Here is a 17,480-nt window from a genome sequence, read left to right as displayed (position 1 = left end):
TCACGCCACACCTGCGTCACCCCGATCATCACCTGATCGGTCAACCACAGCAGCAGCGCCCCCAGCAACGGCGCCAGCATCATGCGGTGCGCCAGGCGGCGCGCGCCCAACATCTTCGCCATCAGCGGTGCAAACAGGCCGATAAAGCCGATAACGCCCACCGCACTCACCAACATGGCGCTGAAGATAATGGCCAGCCCCAGAGTGCAGAAGCGCGCCATCGACAGCCCCAGCCCCAGGTTACGCGCCACGCCATCGTCCAGCCCCAGCAGCGTCAGCGGGCGCAGCAACAGCGCCGCCAGCGCGCCGGCCACCAACAAACGCGGCAGAATGAACTGCACGGCGCTCCAGTCCTGTTGGTTCAGCGCACCGGTTCCCCACAGGAACATGCCCTGCAGCTGATCGTAATGAAACAGCGCCAACAGGCTGTTGACCGCGCCGCAGTACAGCCCCAGTACCAGCCCGGCCAGAATCAGCGTGACCGGCGACATCCGCTTGCCCCAGGCGACGCCGAACACCAGCCCGCCCACCACAATCGCGCCCACCATAGCGGCCAGCTGGCGAGTGAATTCGCCCCCCGGCAACACCCACAGCGTGGCGATGGTCAGGCCGAGCTGCGCGCCGGCGGCAACGCCGAGCGTCGACGGCTCCGCCAACGGATTTCGCAACACCTGCTGGAACAGGACGCCGACCAACCCCAGGCCGGCGCCGGCCAACAGCGACACCGTCAACCGCGGCAGCAGGCTGTAATGGAACAGCATTTGCCGCACGTCGTCGATGTCCGGCGCGCTGAGCGCCCGCACCCATTGCGCCGGCGGCAGCTGCTGCGCCAGGTTGTATATCGTCAGGCCGCCTGCCGCCGCCAGCAACAGCAGGATCAGCGTCAGCGGTAATCTCCGGATGCCTGCATTCATGCCGCACTCTCCTGGGCCTGCGCCAACAGGCGGCAAAACCGCATCGTCGACAGCGTGGCGCCGTAGAACCACACCGCCGGCACCTGCCGCAGCTGGTTTTGCCGCACAAAGGGCAACGACTGCCACAGCGGCGTCGCGCTGACCTTGTCCATCATCGCCTGATTGCCGTGATCGAGATAGATGACCCGGGCATTACGCACCGTAGCCAACCGTTCAATCCCCACCACCGCCGTGCCCCAAAAGTCGGTTTGCTCCTGCCAGGCATTGAGGATGCCCAGTTGGTCCATCGCTTCCTGGAACAGGCTTTTCTGGCCGATGATCAACGCATGGCGCGTGTCGATCAGCGAAAACAACAGCAGCGGTTGCCGGGTATAGCTTTGCAGGCGCTGACGCGCGTCCTGCATAAAGCCGTCGAACTGCGCCAGGTGGTTTACCGCCCGGCTTTCTATGCCCAACCGCTGGCCCAGCGCCAGCAGCGACTGGCGGGCGACGGTCAGCGGTTTGCCGCTGCCGTCGTTGAAGCCGAAGCTCATGGTTGGCGCGATGGGTTGGATTTTTCGCGGCGTCGGGCCATAGCCTTGCGACAGCAACACCAGCGAAGGCTGGAGCTGCTGCAGCAGTTCGAGGTTAGGTTCGGTGCGCTGACCGACGTCGACCACCGTCGCCGGCAGCTTCGGCTCCGCCACCCACAGGTTGTAGTTATGCACATCGGCCACCGCCAGCGGCGTCACGCCCAATGCCAACAACAGTTCGATCGGCAGCCATTCCAGCGCCGCAACGCGCGCGATATCCGGCGGCGCATCCGCCGCCCGGCCGGGCAACGAGCCCAACAGCGGTGACAGCGCCAGCGCCATCAACAAACGGCGGCGCAGCGGATCGTGAGAAGAAGTGAATGCAGAAGACATCAGTAGACAAAACTCACCGGCGCGCCGCCGCTCGGGTGCGGCAACGTGCCCATAGGAATACCGTAAATTTGCTCCAGCACCGGCCCCTGCATCAGTTCCAGCGGGCCGCCCTGAGCGATCATTTCACCGCCGCGCAGCGCCACCAGATGATCGCAGTAGCGCGCCGCCATGTTGATGTCGTGCAGCACGGCGATCACCGTGAGATCGCGTTCGCGGCTCAAGCGCTGAATGAGCGCCAGCACCTCGACCTGGTGCGCGATGTCCAGCGCCGACGTCGGTTCGTCAAGCAGCAGGCAGCGGCTGTCCTGCGCCACCATCATCGCCAGCCAGGCGCGTTGGCGCTCGCCGCCGGACAGGCTGTCCACCAGGCGGTTGGCGAACGGCTTGAGCCCCACCAGTGAAATGGCCTCTTCGACCAATTGGCGATCGTTGGCGCCAAAACGCCCCAGCGCGCCGTGCCACGGATAGCGGCCGACGGCCACCAGTTCGCGCACCGTCATGCCTTCCGCCGCCGGCAGCTGCTGCGGCAGGTAGGCCACCTGGCGGGCGAAGGATTTGCTGTCCCACTGCGCCAACGGCTGCCGATTGAGCAGTACCTGGCCACCGCTGGGGGCTTGATGCCGCCCGAGCAGTTTCAACAGAGTGGATTTACCGGAACCGTTATGGCCGATCAGGCCGCAGACTTTGCCCTGGGGAAAACTGAGCGACAGCGGTTGCAACAGCACCCGGCCGGGGACGGCGAAGCTGGCGTTATCCAGCGCGAAGGTCGCGCCGGGATTAAGAAGTTTGTCCTGCATAGATCCTGCTTTGTCCGGGGCGACGCGGCGCCGCCCCGGCTATCCGGTTAGAAACGGAAGGTTGCGGTGGCGACCACCTGGCGTTCTGCGCCCCAGTAGCAGGCGTAGTCGCGGTAGCAGCTCGACACGTAGGTCTTGTCGAACAGGTTGTTGATGTTGACGCCCACGGACGAGCCCGGCAGGCCAAAGCGCGCCAGATCGTATTTAATGGTAGCGTCCACCAGCGTGTAGTCCGGCACCTTGAAGGCGGAATTATCGCTGTTGAAGCTCGAGCTGGAGCCGACGTAACGCACGCCGGAACCCAGCGTCAGGCCGCTCACCGCCGTTTCGTGGAAGGTGTAATCCGCCCACAGCGAAGCCATGTGTTTCGGCACCTCGACGGTCGGTTTGCCCTGATAGGTGTTGTCCTTGGTGTACTTCGCATCGGTATAGGTATAGGAGGCGATCAGGTTGACGTTGGCATTCAACGCCGCCTTGGCTTCCAGCTCCACGCCGCGTGAACGGATTTCGCCGCTCTGCACGCTGAACTGTGCATTGCTCGGGTCCGGCGTCAGGTTGTTGTTCTTGGTCAGCTGATACAGGGCGCCGGTCAGCACGATTGGGCGATCCTTCGGCACGTATTTCACGCCGGCTTCATACTGCTTGCCGATCGACGGCTTGAAGGTGCTACCCCCTTGCGTCGTGCCCAGATTCGGTTCAAACGATTCGCTGTAGCTGAAATACGGCGTCACGCCGTTGTCGAACAAGTAGTTGAGGCCGCCGCGCCAGGTGAACTGGCGATCGGTCTGCTGGCTCGTCGAACTCACATCGCGGTTATAAGCGGAAGTCTTCGCCCAGTCATAGCGCCCGCCCAGCGTCAACAGCCACTGGTTCCACTCCCCTTGCTCCTGCACATACAGGCCGGTTTGTTCCTGACGGTTCAGGTAATGGTAGGGGAAGTTGATATTGACCGCGTCATTCCCGTATTGCGGATTGGTCATGCTCAGACCGTCCGCAGAGCCAAATGCGGCATTGATATCGTTACGCATGCGCATGTAGTCCACGCCGAACAACAGCGTGTGGTCGATATCGCCGGTTTTCACCTTCGCCTGCGCCTGGGTATCCACAGAGAAATTGTTCAGGTGTTCTTTCGACTGGACATAGGCGCGATTAATCGTCGTCGGCGTCGCCGCAGAAACGCCGCTGCCATAGATGCTCTTCATGTCGGTTTCCAGCTGCATATAGCGCAGATTCTGGCGCACCGCCCAGGTATCGTTGAAGGCATGTTCGAAGCTGTAGCCGATCATCCGCTGTTTGCGGGAGGTGTAGTTGCTGGCTTCGCCTTCGTTGAAATCGGTCGGCAGCTTACCGCCGTTCGGCAGCGGAATCAGCGTGCCCTGCTTCGGCAGCCAGCCGTAATAACCGGTATAGGGATCGTTTTGAATGTTGGCCAACAGCGTGAAGTTGGTTTTGTCATCCGGACGCCAGCTAAAGGACGGCGCGATCGCATAGCGCTTCTCTTTGCTCATGTTCTGCTGCGAATCGCTGTCTTTCGCCAGGCCGGTCAGGCGGTAAGAATAGATACCCTGATCGTCCAGCGCGTCGCTGAAATCGAAACCGGTCTGGAACAGGTTATCGGTGCCCATTTTGAACTGGATTTCGCGCAGCGGCTCGGTGGTTGGCCGCTTGCTGACCATCGAGACCAAACCACCCGGGTTGCTTTTGCCGTACAGCACCGAGACCGGGCCGCGCAGCAGCTCGGCGCGCTCGAGGAAATAAGGATCGATGGACGCTTCGCTGTAGTTGTCGCCCAGCAACCGCAACCCATCCAGATACTGGGTGGTGTTGGTGGCCGGGAAGCCGCGGATCGCCACCGCATCATAGGTCGTGGAGCTGCCGCGGCTGGCAAATACGCCCGGCGCATAGGCCAGCGCGCCCTTCACCGTATCCGGCTGACGCATGTCCATCTCTTCACGCGTCACCACGGAAACAGACTGCGGGTTCTTCTCGATCGGCGTATCGGTTTTGGTGCCGGTGGCGCTGCGTTTGGCGACATAGGTGCCGACCGGCCCCCAGGCGCTTTCCTGCTGGGCGGTATTGCTACCGCCTACAACGGTAATCGTGTCTTCCTTGGCGGCCGGCTTGGCGTCGGCGGAAAAAGCCGGCATCGCCAGCGTGCCCAACGCCGCAGCGACGGTGATCGCTAACGCGCTGACGGGGGTACGGCCCTGCTTGGCCGCGGATGATGAAAGACGCTTGGTCGGCATAGTTGATTTCTCTGATGAATAATTAAATGACGAATGTAAACGATAATAATTATTATAAGCGTCGCATTTTATGCAGAAGCCAAATTAAACTGCAAGCCGAATTCATAGGGCAAATAGGTTAAGGATTAGGCGCTTAGCCATGCGGTTAACAGGGAAATAAAACGAGCAGAAAAATAAAAAAGCCCGCAACCAAGGTTACGGGCTTAATAACAAAGAAAAAATTTTCACCGGGGCCGACGCCCCGGTAGCGATTACTGGCCGAACATATCCTTGATCCAGCCGGCGACGCCATCGCCATCTTTTTGCTCACCCGCCGCCGGTTGCTGCTGTTGCTGCACCGCTGCCTGGCTGGCCTGGCACAATCCCTGCGGATTGTCGGTCCAGACCGGGATGGTGCGCCAACTGCCGCCGCCGCAGATAAAGTTGCCGGCAGAGTCGATGCTCATCTGGTTAATGCCTTCCGGCGGCTGCAGCATCAGCGGCAGCGGCGTCTGGTTTTCCAGATAACGACGATACAGGGTCAACGCGCCGTTGGCACCGGTCAGCTTGGCCGGGCCGTTGTTGTCGCGCCCGACCCAGGCGATCGCCACTTCCTTGCCGTCGATGCCGGCGAACCAGCTGTCGCGCAGATCGTTGGTGGTACCGGTTTTCGCCGCCAGGTTGTAGTTCGGGAACTTCACCGACAGCGAGCGGGAAGTCCCGCGCGCCACGCCCTGCTGCATCGCGTACAGCGTCAGGTAAGCGGCCTGCGCCGGCACCATGCGTTCCGCCTGCGGGAAGCTCTGGTACAGCACCGTGCCGTCTTCGGCGATCACCGAACGCACCGCCGACAGCGGCGCACGGTTACCGCCGCTGGCGATGGTCTGGTACTCCTGAGCGACTTCCATCGGCGTCAGGCCGATCGCCCCCAACAGCATCGATGGCACCGGGTTGATCTCCGCTTTCGGGATACCCAGGCGTTGCAGCGTAGCGCTGATCTGATCCAGCCCGACCGACAGGCCGAGGTTCACCGTCGGCACGTTCAGCGAGTTGGCCAACGCATCCACCAGCATCACCTGACCGCGGAATTTACGGTCATAGTTGTTCGGCTGCCAGACGGCGCCATTCGGCTGCTTCAGCGACAGCGGCGCATCCGCCAGCCAGGTGTTGAGGCGGTATTTATCCGGTTCGGACAGCGCGGTCAGGTACGTCGGCGGCTTGGCCAGCGAGCCGACCAGGCGGCGCGCCTGCATCGCGCGGTTGAAGCCGGCGAACTGCGGGTTAGCGCCGCCGACCATGGCGCGCACTTCACCGCTGAAGCGATCGACGATCACCATCGCCGCTTCCAGATCCTGCAGGTGACGCGCGGCGCGCAGCGCCGGGATGCCGTCTTCGACCGCTTTTTCCGCCGCGTCTTGCGACACCGGATCCAGCGTGGTGAAGATCTTCACGCCGGACAGGTCATTGACCTTATCGCCCAGCTTGGTCTGCAGTTCCTGACGCACCATCTGCATAAACGCCGGCTGTGGCGTAATGACGCCGCCTTTCGGCTGCACGCCCAGCGGACGCGCGCTCAGCATGTCATACAGCTCGCCGTCGATCACGCCCTGGTTCTGCAGCAGCTTGAGCACCAGGTTGCGGCGCTCCAGCGCCAGTTTCGGGTTACGCCACGGGTTGTACAGCGACGCGCCCTTGACCATGCCGACCAGCAGCGCCTGCTGATCGAGGCTCAGCTCATCCACCGGACGGCCGAAGTAGTACAGGCTGGCCAGCGGGAAACCGCGGATCTGGTCGCTGCCGCTCTGGCCGAGGTACACCTCGTTCAGATACAGCTCCAGAATGCGGTCCTTGCTGTAACGGTAATCCACCAGCAGCGCCATATAGGCTTCGTTAGCCTTACGCCACAGCGAACGTTCGTTGCTCAGGAACAGGTTCTTCACCAGCTGCTGCGTCAGCGTACTGCCGCCCTGCACCGCACGCCCGGCAGTCAGGTTGGCCAGCACCGCACGGCCGATGGAGTAGGGGCTGATGCCGTCATGCTCATAGAAGTGGCGGTCTTCCGTGGCGATCAGCGTATCCACCAACAGATCCGGGAAACCGGAACGCGGCACGAACAGACGCTGCTCACCGTTCGGCGACTGCAGCATGGTGATAAGACGCGGATCGAGGCGGAAGAAGCCGAAGCTGCGGCCGCTGTCCAGGTTTTCAATCTTCGCCAGGCGGTTGTTCTGGAAGTCGAGACGGGCGCGGATCTGCCCTTCTTTACCATCCGGGAAGTCGAACGGGCGGCGCAGCATCTCGATGCTGTTGGCCTGCACGGTAAACTCGCCCGGGCGCGTCATGCGGCTGACCTGGCGATACTGCATGCCTTCCAGCAGGTTGACCATCTCCTTCTTGCTGTACGGCATGCCCGGTTCCAGGTTGACCATGCGGCCGTACACCGCCGCCGGCAGCTGCCAGACTTTACCGTCGATGCGGCTGCGGATCTGGGAATCCAGATAAACGCCATAGATCGCCAACAGGACGGCGATCACCAGGATCAGTTTGATAAACAGGCCAAGCCAACGGCGTTTTTTACGCGGCGGAGTCGCTTTTACCTTACGCGGCATGCGTTCCTCCTCCTCTTCATACTCATCATCGTCATACTCGTCTTCTTCGTAATCGTCATAATCGTCGTCTCGGCGACGGCGCGGCGGCTTGCGCGACGCGGTGCTTTTTGGTTGTTTTCCTTTGCGCCCGATGGGCTCGCGGTCATCCCCAGCCATGGCTGTTGTTCTCCGAGCTTGCCGACACTGCCGGCCATGATTAGTCGCTTAATCTGTGCCTACGCCGCAGCGCTGACCAGAAGAAACATCTGAATTCCAAACCTTAAATGATCGCGACCTACTGATATTTCTTCGTTCGGCGCGTCGGTACCGCCGTGGCCGGATCGTCCGGCCAAACGTGTTTCGGGTAGCGGCCCTTCATCTCTTTTTGCACCTCGCGATAGGCGCCTTGCCAGAAGGCCGCCAGATCGCCGGTGATTTGCAACGGCCGGTGCGCCGGTGAGAGTAACTCAAGCACCACCGGGATGCGACCCTCCGCCAACATCGGGCTGCGCTGCTCGCCGAACACTTCCTGTAAACGCACCGCCAGCGCCGGCGGTTTGCCGGCCTCATAACGGATCGGCAGGCGGCTGCCGGTCGGCACAGTGTAATGAGTGGGTAGCGCATTATCCAGCCGCTGCTTTTGCTGCCAATCCAGCAAACGGGACAGCGCCTCGGCGATGTTGACCTGCTTCAAACCGCGCAAATCGCGCACGCCGTTCAGCGACGGCAACAGCCACTGCTCCAGCGCCGCCAGCAGGGGTTCTTCGTCCACCGCCGGCCATTCCGCCTCCGGCAGCCAGGCTTGCGCGCACTGCAGGCGCACCCGCAATTGTTCGGCGGCGCCCTCCCAGTTGAGCACCGCCAGCCCCTGTGCGCGCACCCAATCGAGCAGCGCCTGCTGCAGCTCTTCATCCGCCGGTTTGGCCAGCGGCTGGGCGCGCAGCGTCAGACGGCCGATCTGCTGGCGCTTCCAGGCGCGCAGCGTGCCCTTCTCGTCATCCCACTCCACCGCCGTGCGCTGTGTGACGATCGCCGGCAGCTGCGCCGCCAGCGCGTCGATATCCACCGGCAACGCCAACAGGATACGCGCATCGGGGCTGTTGTGGCCCTGCAACAGGCTGGGGACGATGAGCCAGGGTGCGCGCGACAGCGCCTCGTCCTGGTTCATCGCCGCCCCCAGACCGTTGGCCAGCAGGTAGCGGCCGTCCTGGCCTCGGCGCTGGGCGATACGATCGGTAAACGCCTGCGCCAACAGGCGCGGCGCCAGATCGACGTCGATTTGCCCCGCACGTTGCGGCAGGCGTTTGGCCAACTGCGCGGCGCGCTGCCGCCAGTTCGGTTGCGGGCGGCTCAGCCAGTAGCCGATATCCATCTGCCCGCCGCGCGGCGGTTCTTCCAGCAATGCCGCCAGCAACGCCGCCGTCGCCAGGCCGTCGGCACTCAGCGCCGCGCCGGCGACCAGCATCGCCGCCAGCCGCGGCTCGCACCCCAGCGCGGCCATCTGGCGCCCCGGGGCGGTAAGTTTGCCGCCGTCATCCGTGGCCCCCAGCCGGTGCAGCAACACCCTGGCCGCCGCCAATGCCGCCGCCGGAGGCGCATCCAGCCAGGTCAGCTGCGCCGGATCATGGCATCCCCACTGCAGCAGTTCGAGCCAGAAGCCGGTGAGATCGCTCTGTAAAATGTCCGGTTCGGCGTGTTCCGCCGCGCGCTCCGCCTGTTCTTTGGCGAACAGATGCCAGCAAATGCCCGGCTCCAGGCGCCCGGCGCGTCCGGCGCGCTGCACCATCGACGCCTGACTGATGCGCTGCGTCGCCAGCCGCGTCAAACCGTTGCGCACGTCGTAGCGCGCCACGCGCTCCAGGCCGCTGTCCACCACCAGCCGAATGCCCTCGATCGTCAGGCTGGTTTCGGCGATGTTGGTCGCCAGCACCACCTTGCGGCGGCCAGACGCCGCCGGTTGGATCGCCTTTTGCTGCTGCGCCAAAGGCAGCGCGCCATACAGCGGGCAAAGATCGGTATCGCTCGCCACCTCGCCGGTCAATCGCTCCAGCACCCGATTGATCTCCGCTACGCCCGGCAGGAACAGCAGCAAAGATCCCGGCTGTTCGGCCAGCAACCGCTTCACCGCCGCCGCTACGCCATCTTCCAGCCGCTGATGGCTGGCCAACGGCTGATACAGACGCTCAACCGGGAAGCTGCGCCCCTCGGACACCACCACCGGCGCTTCCGGCAGCAGCTGCGACAGGCGAGCGTTGTCCAGGGTGGCCGACATGATCAGCAGTTTCAGATCGTCGCGCAGCCCTTGCTGCACGTCGAGCAGCAGCGCCAGCGCCAGATCGGCCTGCAGGCTGCGTTCGTGGAACTCATCGAGGATCACCAGCGACACGCCCTGCAGTTCGGCGTCCTGCTGCAGCATGCGGGTGAGAATGCCTTCCGTCACCACTTCCAGCCGGGTTTGCGGCCCGCTTTTACTTTCGGCGCGCATGCGGTAGCCCACGGTCTGGCCGGGCTCCTCCCCCAGTTGCTGCGCCAGGCGATAGGCGACGTTTTTCGCCGCCAGCCGCCGCGGCTCCAGCATGATAATGCGCCCCGGCAACCCGGCCTTAGCCAGGATCTGCAGCGGCAGCCAGGTGGATTTACCGGCGCCGGTCGGGGCGTGCAACAGCACCTGAGGAGCGGACTGCAACGCAGCCAGCAACTCATCAAGCACCGCGCTGACGGGCAATGAAGACACTGAACTCTCCGTGGTGGTTAACGTTAAACGGCGTACAGTGTAGCATTAGCTTTGTCCCCGTAGCCTTTCAAACTGCGGCGGCGTTAGCTATAGTACGGACCTCGTCCATGCGTCCCGCTTCGCGCGAGACCGTTGCAAGCCGCATCCATGTCTGTCCCGACGGATTTGTCATTATTTACCGAGCCCCCATGTCCAATTCGCGCCGCCTGTTTTTCGCCCTGTCCTTGCCTGATGCCCTGCAACAGCAGGTGATCCGCTGGCGCGCCGAGGCGTTTGCGCCGGAGGCCGGCCGACCGGTGGCGGCGGCTAATTTGCACCTGACGCTGGCGTTTCTCGGCGAGGTCACCGCGCAGAAAGAGCTGGCGCTGCGCAAACTGGCCGGGCGCATCGTGCAACCCGGCTTCAGCATGCGGCTCGACGATCTCGGCCATTGGCCGCGCCCTGGCGTGGTCTGGCTCGGCACCCGCCGCGCGCCGCGCGGGCTGCTGCAGCTGGCCGAGCTGCTGCGTTCGCAGGCCGCCCGCAACGGCTGCCATCAAAGCGCGCTGCCGTTCCATCCGCACATCACGCTGTTGCGCGCCGCCACCCAGCCGGTGGCGATCCCGCCGGCGACGCCGGGCTGGGCGTTCAGCGCCGACGCCTTTTCCTTATATGAGTCGGTGTTCGAAAACGGCCGCACCCGCTATCAACACCTCGAACAGTGGCCGTTGGCCAAGCAGGCATCCGCATGATTTTCTCTCCACCGCTGCGTTCCGCCACGCTGATCAAACGTTACAAACGCTTTCTGGCGGACGTGATCACCCCGGAAGGGGAAACCTTTACGCTGCACTGCGCCAATACCGGCGCCATGACCGGCTGCGCCACACCCGGCGATACCGTTTGGTACTCCACCTCGGATAACCCCAAGCGCAAATACGCCCACAGCTGGGAGTTGACCCATACCCAACAGGGGCACTGGATCTGCGTCAATACCCTGCGCGCCAACGCGCTGGTGCGCGAGGCAATTGAACACAATTTAATCAATGAATTATCCGGTTACAGTAAAATCAGCGGCGAAGTGAAATACGGCGGTGAAAACAGCCGTATCGATTTGTTATTACAGGCAGAAAATCGGGTTAACTGCTATATTGAAGTTAAGTCAGTCACATTACTGCAACAACAACGTGGTTACTTTCCTGATGCGGTAACGCTCAGAGGGCAAAAGCACCTGCGTGAGTTGCTCAGCGTGGTTGAAAGCGGGCAACGGGCGGTGTTGTTCTTTGCCGTGTTACACAGCGGTATTGAGCAGGTCGCACCGGCACATCATATAGATGAGCGCTATGCGGCGCTGTTGGCACAGGTCCGGCAGTTGGGAGTGGAAGTGGTTTGTTACGGGGCAAAGTTATCACCTGACGGTATTTATCTCTGCGATAAGCTGCCGTTTTTTATCGATTAGCGCAGTCGGGTCCCTATAAATAGACAACCGGCCAGCACGATCGCCAAATACGCCCTCCTTCACACGATTGTCAAGCGGGCGACAGGAATAATTGCCAACCTACCTTCCTTCTGTTATTTATAGCGGCCTGTTTTTCCCCCGCATTGGGGATTCGATAGTGCGTGTGTATGTAGGAGAAGCAACATGCAAGAAGGGCAAAACCGTAAAACCTCGTCCTTGAGCATTCTCGCCATCGCTGGGGTGGAGCCGTACCAAGAGAAGCCGGGCGAAGAGTACATGAACGACGCCCAGTTGTCGCATTTCAAGCGCATTCTTGAAGCGTGGCGCAACCAGCTCAGGGACGAAGTGGACCGTACTGTATCGCATATGCAAGAAGAGGCAGCCAACTTCCCTGATCCGGCCGACCGTGCTACCCAGGAAGAAGAGTTCAGCCTTGAACTGCGTAACCGTGACCGTGAACGCAAACTGATCAAAAAGATCGAGAAAACGCTGAAGAAAGTGGAAGACGATGATTTCGGCTACTGCGAATCTTGCGGCGTGGAGATCGGCATTCGTCGCCTCGAAGCGCGTCCGACCGCCGATCTGTGCATCGACTGCAAGACGCTGGCTGAGATCCGCGAAAAGCAGATGGCCGGCTAATACCGTTGTTACCGCTGCGGCGTGCGCACCTGCGTGCGCCGCACAGAGAAAAGGGAACCTCCCCCCTCTGATATGCAAGAAAGTCATTATGTGGGGCGCTTTGCCCCATCGCCTTCCGGGGATCTGCATTTCGGTTCGCTGATTGCCGCTCTGGGAAGCTACCTTCAGGCTCGCGCCCAACGCGGGCAGTGGCTGGTTCGCATCGAAGATATCGACCCGCCGCGCGAAGTCCCCGGCGCCGCCGCTCGCATCCTGTCCGCGCTGGAACATTATGGTCTCCACTGGGACGGCCAGGTCATCTATCAATCCCAACGTCACGACGCCTATCGCGCCGCGCTGGATCTGTTGCAGCGCCAGGGGCTCAGCTATTACTGCACCTGCACCCGCAGCCGCATCCAGCAGATCGGCGGGTTGTACGACGGCCACTGCCGCGATTTGCAGCTCGGCCCGCAGGGTGCCGCCATCCGCTTACGCCAGACCGCGCCCGTTTACGGGTTCCACGATCGCCTGCAGGGAGAATTGCACGCCGATCCGGCGCTGGCGGGGGAAGACTTTATCATTCGCCGCCGCGACGGGCTGTTCGCCTACAACCTGGCGGTGGTGATCGACGACCATTTTCAGGGCGTGACCGAGATTGTGCGCGGTGCCGATCTGATCGAGCCGACGGTGCGCCAAATCGCCCTCTACCGCCAGCTGCAGGCGCCGGTGCCCGCCTATGTGCATCTGCCGCTGGCGCTGGGCGCCAACGGCATTAAGCTGTCGAAGCAAAACCATGCGCCGGCGTTGCCCGCCGGCGATCCGCGCCCGGTGCTGATCGCCGCGCTGAAATTTCTGCGCCAACCGCTGCCGGAAAGCTGGCAAGATCTTGACCTGCCATTATTATTGAGCTGGGCGGTCGCACATTGGCGGTTGGAAAACGTGCCGCGTCAGGAGGCTATCCCTCTGGATGAAAACACGCCGGCATTCTCAAAGGAGCCATGGTGAGCTATGATTAGCCGCTATTTTTTGTTAGCTCCATTTTTATCAGTCACTATCGAGGTGTACCATTTTTACCCGAGTAGCCAACTTCTGTCGTAAGGTACTGACCCGCGATGACAAGCTGCCCCGCGACGACGCGGCGGCCGGCGATAAAAACGTAGTCCGCGAAGAGCGTGCTGCGGCGCCAAGCCGCCCTGCGCCGCAGCCGCGCGCCGCCGATAACGGCAGCAACGCCCCTGCCCGCCGCTCAACGCCGCGCAAGCGTCCGCCTTTTCCTATCGCCGAGAGCAACGACTCGATGACCGTGATCCCGCGCGAACAGCACTCGATCTCCCGCAAAGACATCAGCGAAAATGCGCTGAAAGTGCTTTACCGCCTGAACAAGTCCGGCTACGAAGCCTATCTGGTCGGCGGCGGCGTGCGCGATCTGTTGCTCGGCAAAAAGCCGAAAGACTTCGACATCACCACTAACGCTACGCCGGAGCAAGTGCGCAAGCTGTTCCGCAACTGCCGCCTGGTCGGCCGCCGCTTCCGCTTGGCGCACGTGATGTTCGGGCCGGAGATCATCGAAGTGGCCACTTTCCGCGGCCACCACGAACAAAATCAGGAATCCGACAAGAACTCGTCCCAGCAGGCGCAAAACGGCATGCTGCTGCGCGACAACATCTTCGGCTCGATCGAGGAAGATGCCCAGCGCCGTGATTTCACCATCAACAGCCTGTACTACGGCGTGGCGGATTTCACCCTGCGCGATTACGTCGGCGGCCTGAACGACCTGAAACAGGGCGTGATTCGCCTGATTGGCGATCCGGAAACCCGCTACCGCGAAGATCCGGTGCGCATGCTGCGCGCGGTGCGCTTCGCCGCCAAGCTGGATATGCGCATCAGCGAAGAAACCGCCGAGCCGATCCCGCGCCTGGCCTCGCTGCTGCATGAGATCCCGCCGGCGCGCCTGTTCGAAGAATCCCTCAAGCTGCTGCAGGCGGGTTACGGTTTCCAGACCTACCTGAAGCTGTGCGAATATCAGCTGTTCCAACCGCTGTTCCCGCTGATCGCCCGCAACTTCACGCCGAACCACGATACGCCGATGGAGCGCATTCTGGTGCAGGTGCTGAAGAACACCGATCACCGTCTGCAGAACGACATGCGCGTCAACCCGGCCTTCCTGTTTGCCGCCATGCTGTGGTACCCGCTGCTGGAGCATGCGCAGAAGCTGGCGCAGGAAAGCGGCCTGGCCTACTACGACGCCTTCGCGCTGGCGATGAACGACGTACTCGACGAGCAGTGCCGTTCGCTGGCCATCCCGAAACGCATCACCACGCTGGTGCGTGATATCTGGCAGCTGCAGCTGCGCCTGTCCCGCCGCCAGGGCAAACGCGCGCACAAGCTGATGGAGCACCCGAAATTCCGCGCCGCCTATGATCTGCTGGCGCTGCGTGCGGAAGTGGAAGACAATCAGGAGATGCTGCGTCTGGCCGAGTGGTGGGGCGAATTCCAGGACGCCACGCCGGCGCGGCAGAAAGCCATGCTGAGCACCCTGGGGGACGATCCGGCGCCGCGCCGCGCGCGTCAACGCCGCCCTCGCCGCCGGGCACCGCGTAAAGAAGGGGCATAATGATCCGCGTTTATATCGCGCTGGGCAGCAACCTGGCGCAGCCGCTGCAACAGGTTAAAGCCGCACTGGAGGCGCTGGAGCATCTCCCGCGCACCCGGCTGGTCACCTGTTCTTCGTTTTACCGCACCAAGCCGCTGGGGCCGCAAAACCAGCCGGACTTTCTCAACGCGGTGGTGGCGCTGGATACCCTGTTGCCGCCCGAACAGCTGCTCGACCATACCCAGGCGATAGAACGCAATCAGGGGCGTGTGCGCAAGGATGAACGCTGGGGGCCGCGCACGCTCGATCTGGACATCATGCTGTACGGCGACAAGGTGATCCATACCGAGCGCCTGACGGTGCCGCATTACGGCCTGAAAGAGCGCGAATTCATGCTCTACCCGCTGGCGGAAATCGCCCCCGACCTGATTTTCCCCGATGGCGAGCCGCTCGCCAGCTGCCTCAAGCGCGTGCCGGAAAACGGCATGGCGCTGTGGCATCAGCCAAAACCCAAGTCCTGACCCACCTACAGCGCCAACCGCGCAACAAATCCCCCCGCCGGACGATTGGCGAAACTGACCTGTAGACCATGCAAGCCGGCGATACGCTGCACGATCGAGAGCCCCAGCCCGCTGCCGGTTTGCTCCTGCCCCGGCGGGCGATAGAAGCGTTCTCCGAGCCGCGCCAGATGTTCCGTGGTGACCCCCGGACCGTCGTCCTCCACCGTCAGCGAGCGTTCGCTCAGCGTCACGGTGACGACGCCGCCCTGCGGGGTGTAGCGCACCGCGTTATCCAGCAGGTTGCGCAATAGCAGCGACAGCAGCAAGGTTTCCCCCTGACGCGGCGGCGGCGTTCCCCGATGTTCATAGCGCAGCGTCACGCCCGCCGCATGGGCCTGCCGATCCTGCTCCGCCAGGGTCATCGTCACCAGATCGTTCCAGTCGATCGGCGCCAGTTCGGCCAGATCCGACAGCGAATCCAGCCGCGACAGCGTCAGCAGTTGATCCACCAGCCGGGTCGCGCGATCGATGCCGAGCGTCAGATTGTCCAGCGCGTGCTCGCGCATCGGCGCATCGTCCCCCGCCAGTTGCACCACTTCGGTCTGCACCCGCAGCGCCGCCAGCGGGCTGCGCAACTCGTGCGCGGCATCGGAGGTGAAGCGCCGCTCCCGCACCAGCAGAGCGTTGATGCGGGCGAACAGCGCATTGAGCGCATCCACCAGCGGGCGCACCTCGGTCGGCACCTGGCGCGCGTCCAGCGGCGTCGCGTCATCGGGTGCACGCCGGCGCAAACCGGCCGCCACAGTGCGCAGCGGCCGTAGCTCGCGCCCGACCATCAGCGCGATCAGCAGCATCAGCACCGGTAGCGTCGCCAGCCAGGGCACCAGTTGGCCGGTCACCATGCCCAGCGCCATATCGCGCCGGTAATCCCACTCCTGGCCGACCACGATGCGGTAGCGCCCGTCCGGGCTGGTCAACCACACCAGGCGCCAACTGTCGTCATCGCCTTTGCGCTCGCCGTCGGTAAAACCTTCACGCTCCCCGTCAAACAGGAAGTCGGCGCCGTTCTCGCCGTCGTTGAGCAGCATCTTGCCTTGGCGATCGAAGATGGCGAACGCCAGCGCGTCGTCGTCCTGCTCGCCGCGTTTGCCGTGGTGCACCAGCTTTTTGGTTTTCGGCAGGCTGCGCGCACTTTCATCGGCCAGCAGATCGCCGAGGTTGGCGGTCGCCAGCCGTTTGGCGAACAGCATCTGTTGGGTGTCGAACACTTCGTTGATGGTGTTGCGCGACATCACCCAGGCCACCACGCTGGCGGTGCTCCAGGTCAGCAGCGCCAGCAGGCTGAAGATCAGGATCAGGCGCAACCGCAGGCTGAGACGCTTCACGGCGCATCCCCCAGCGTGTAACCCACGCCGTGGATGGTACGGATGAAGCCGTTGCCCAGCTTGCGCCGCAGGTGGTGAATATGTACCTCCACCGCGTTGCTGCTCACCTCGTCATCCCAGTTGTACAGCTTCTCCTGAATCAACGGCCGCGCCAGCACCCGCCCCTTGTTGTGCAGAAACAGTTCCAGCACCGCCAATTCGCGCGGCGTCAGCGTCACCGGCTCGCCGTTGCAGCTCACGCTGCGGGTGGCGCTGTCGAACACCACGTTGCCGTGCGTCAGCTGCGGCATCAGTTGGCCGTGGCGACGGCGGATCAGCGCCTGCAGGCGCGCCGCCACTTCGGCCAGCGCGAAAGGCTTGCACAGATAATCGTCGGCACCGCTTTGCAGCCCGCTGACCCGCTGCTCCAGCGCGTCTCGGGCGGTGAGGATCAGGACCGGCACGTCCTGCCCGGCCTGGCGCCACTGGCGCAGCAGATCCAGGCCATCGAGGCCCGGCAGGCTGAGATCGAGGATCACCGCGTCGTACGGCGCACTGTCCAGCGCATTTTTGCCGACGGCGCCGTCGGTGAACCAGTCCAGATTGAAGCCGAGTTTGGTCAGCCCGGCCTTGATGCCGTCCCCGATCAGTTTGTCATCTTCGATCAGCAAAATTCGCATGAGTATCCCTTTTGAGTCTTGGCGCCATTGCACCACAAGGTTCTTAAGAACCGCTTAAGCATGGCGATCCGCGCTACCCACCCCGATCGGGTTACAGTAGAATGACTGCACTTTTTTGCAGTCTGGG

At 62.8% G+C, this 17,480-nt stretch carries 14 protein-coding genes; 6 read left to right on the top strand and 8 right to left on the bottom strand.

Going from position 1 to position 17,480, the window contains the following annotated elements; all coding sequences use genetic code 11:
* From AWX27_RS13130 to hrpB, 6 genes are all read right to left on the bottom strand, one after another.
* A partial coding sequence (locus AWX27_RS13130; protein WP_156428562.1) for an iron chelate uptake ABC transporter family permease subunit occupies positions 1-914 on the bottom strand: 914 nt, incomplete at its 3' end.
* Entirely contained in the window at positions 911-1,819 is a 909-nt protein-coding gene (gene fhuD, locus AWX27_RS13125) for a Fe(3+)-hydroxamate ABC transporter substrate-binding protein FhuD (protein ID WP_060422696.1), read from the bottom strand. The genes fhuD and AWX27_RS13130, both read right to left, overlap by 4 nt.
* Complete coding sequence (gene fhuC, locus AWX27_RS13120; protein WP_049200086.1) at positions 1,819-2,616, bottom strand: Fe3+-hydroxamate ABC transporter ATP-binding protein FhuC; 798 nt, start codon at positions 2,614-2,616, stop codon at positions 1,819-1,821. Before fhuC ends, fhuD begins: the two co-directional genes overlap by 1 nt.
* A 47-nt stretch (positions 2,617-2,663) precedes the next feature.
* Positions 2,664-4,862, bottom strand: a complete 2,199-nt coding sequence (gene fhuA, locus AWX27_RS13115; RefSeq protein ID WP_060422694.1) for a ferrichrome porin FhuA — start codon at positions 4,860-4,862, stop codon at positions 2,664-2,666.
* Positions 4,863-5,113: 251 nt separating this feature from the next.
* Complete coding sequence (mrcB, locus tag AWX27_RS13110) at positions 5,114-7,606, bottom strand: bifunctional glycosyl transferase/transpeptidase (RefSeq protein WP_038872402.1); 2,493 nt, start codon at positions 7,604-7,606, stop codon at positions 5,114-5,116.
* Between the two features lie 118 nt (positions 7,607-7,724).
* Complete coding sequence (gene hrpB / locus AWX27_RS13105; RefSeq protein ID WP_195892968.1) at positions 7,725-10,163, bottom strand: ATP-dependent helicase HrpB; 2,439 nt, start codon at positions 10,161-10,163, stop codon at positions 7,725-7,727.
* Positions 10,164-10,351: 188 nt separating this feature from the next.
* Between hrpB and thpR the strand changes: the two genes are divergently transcribed.
* The 6 genes from thpR (at position 10,352) to folK (ending at position 15,330) form a co-directional block, all read left to right on the top strand.
* Positions 10,352-10,894, top strand: coding sequence for an RNA 2',3'-cyclic phosphodiesterase (gene thpR, locus AWX27_RS13100; RefSeq protein ID WP_060422688.1), 543 nt, complete (start codon positions 10,352-10,354; stop codon positions 10,892-10,894).
* A complete protein-coding gene (gene sfsA / locus AWX27_RS13095; RefSeq protein ID WP_004937572.1) occupies positions 10,891-11,598 on the top strand; it encodes a DNA/RNA nuclease SfsA in 708 nt (235 codons plus the stop codon). Before thpR ends, sfsA begins: the two co-directional genes overlap by 4 nt.
* 183 nt (positions 11,599-11,781) lie before the next feature.
* Positions 11,782-12,237, top strand: coding sequence for an RNA polymerase-binding protein DksA (gene dksA / locus AWX27_RS13090; RefSeq protein ID WP_004937569.1), 456 nt, complete (start codon positions 11,782-11,784; stop codon positions 12,235-12,237).
* A 72-nt stretch (positions 12,238-12,309) separates the two neighbouring features.
* Positions 12,310-13,221, top strand: a complete 912-nt coding sequence (gluQRS, locus tag AWX27_RS13085) for a tRNA glutamyl-Q(34) synthetase GluQRS (protein ID WP_047729869.1) — start codon at positions 12,310-12,312, stop codon at positions 13,219-13,221.
* Between the two features lie 61 nt (positions 13,222-13,282).
* On the top strand, positions 13,283-14,830 hold the full coding sequence (pcnB, locus tag AWX27_RS13080) for a polynucleotide adenylyltransferase PcnB (protein WP_071591451.1): 1,548 nt from the start codon (positions 13,283-13,285) through the stop codon (positions 14,828-14,830).
* Positions 14,830-15,330 (top strand): 2-amino-4-hydroxy-6-hydroxymethyldihydropteridine diphosphokinase, encoded by a 501-nt coding sequence (folK, locus tag AWX27_RS13075; protein ID WP_019456064.1) that lies wholly within the window; start codon positions 14,830-14,832, stop codon positions 15,328-15,330. The genes pcnB and folK overlap by 1 nt, the downstream gene beginning before the upstream one ends.
* Positions 15,331-15,335: 5 nt before the next feature.
* Here folK and qseC read toward each other — a convergent pair whose 3' ends face one another.
* Positions 15,336-16,694: a quorum sensing histidine kinase QseC gene (gene qseC / locus AWX27_RS13070; RefSeq protein WP_038872422.1), complete on the bottom strand. Its 1,359-nt coding sequence runs from the start codon at positions 16,692-16,694 to the stop codon at positions 15,336-15,338.
* Positions 16,691-17,353, bottom strand: a complete 663-nt coding sequence (qseB, locus tag AWX27_RS13065; protein WP_004937550.1) for a quorum sensing response regulator transcription factor QseB — start codon at positions 17,351-17,353, stop codon at positions 16,691-16,693. Before qseB ends, qseC begins: the two co-directional genes overlap by 4 nt.
* Positions 17,354-17,480: the final 127 nt, after the last annotated feature.

Origin of the sequence: Serratia sp. 2880STDY5682894 (assembly GCF_001537385.1) — a bacterium.
Lineage (GTDB): Bacteria > Pseudomonadota > Gammaproteobacteria > Enterobacterales > Enterobacteriaceae > Serratia > Serratia nevei.
The sequence above is the reverse complement of the archived record's forward strand: the minus strand, read 5'-3'. Positions and strand labels throughout refer to the sequence as shown.

Excerpts from the sequence above, each read along its gene's own strand:
- sfsA (WP_004937572.1), top strand. The coding sequence starts at position 10,891 with ATGATTTTCTCTCCACCGCTGCGTTCCGCCACGCTGATCAAACGTTAC.
- gluQRS (WP_047729869.1), top strand. The coding sequence starts at position 12,310 with ATGCAAGAAAGTCATTATGTGGGGCGCTTTGCCCCATCGCCTTCCGGG.
- folK (WP_019456064.1), top strand. The coding sequence starts at position 14,830 with ATGATCCGCGTTTATATCGCGCTGGGCAGCAACCTGGCGCAGCCGCTG.
- qseB (WP_004937550.1), bottom strand. The coding sequence starts at position 17,353 with ATGCGAATTTTGCTGATCGAAGATGACAAACTGATCGGGGACGGCATC.
- dksA (WP_004937569.1), top strand. The coding sequence starts at position 11,782 with ATGCAAGAAGGGCAAAACCGTAAAACCTCGTCCTTGAGCATTCTCGCC.
- fhuC (WP_049200086.1), bottom strand. The coding sequence starts at position 2,616 with ATGCAGGACAAACTTCTTAATCCCGGCGCGACCTTCGCGCTGGATAAC.
- fhuD (WP_060422696.1), bottom strand. The coding sequence starts at position 1,819 with ATGTCTTCTGCATTCACTTCTTCTCACGATCCGCTGCGCCGCCGTTTG.
- thpR (WP_060422688.1), top strand. The coding sequence starts at position 10,352 with ATGTCCAATTCGCGCCGCCTGTTTTTCGCCCTGTCCTTGCCTGATGCC.
- mrcB (WP_038872402.1), bottom strand. The coding sequence starts at position 7,606 with ATGGCTGGGGATGACCGCGAGCCCATCGGGCGCAAAGGAAAACAACCA.
- fhuA (WP_060422694.1), bottom strand. The coding sequence starts at position 4,862 with ATGCCGACCAAGCGTCTTTCATCATCCGCGGCCAAGCAGGGCCGTACC.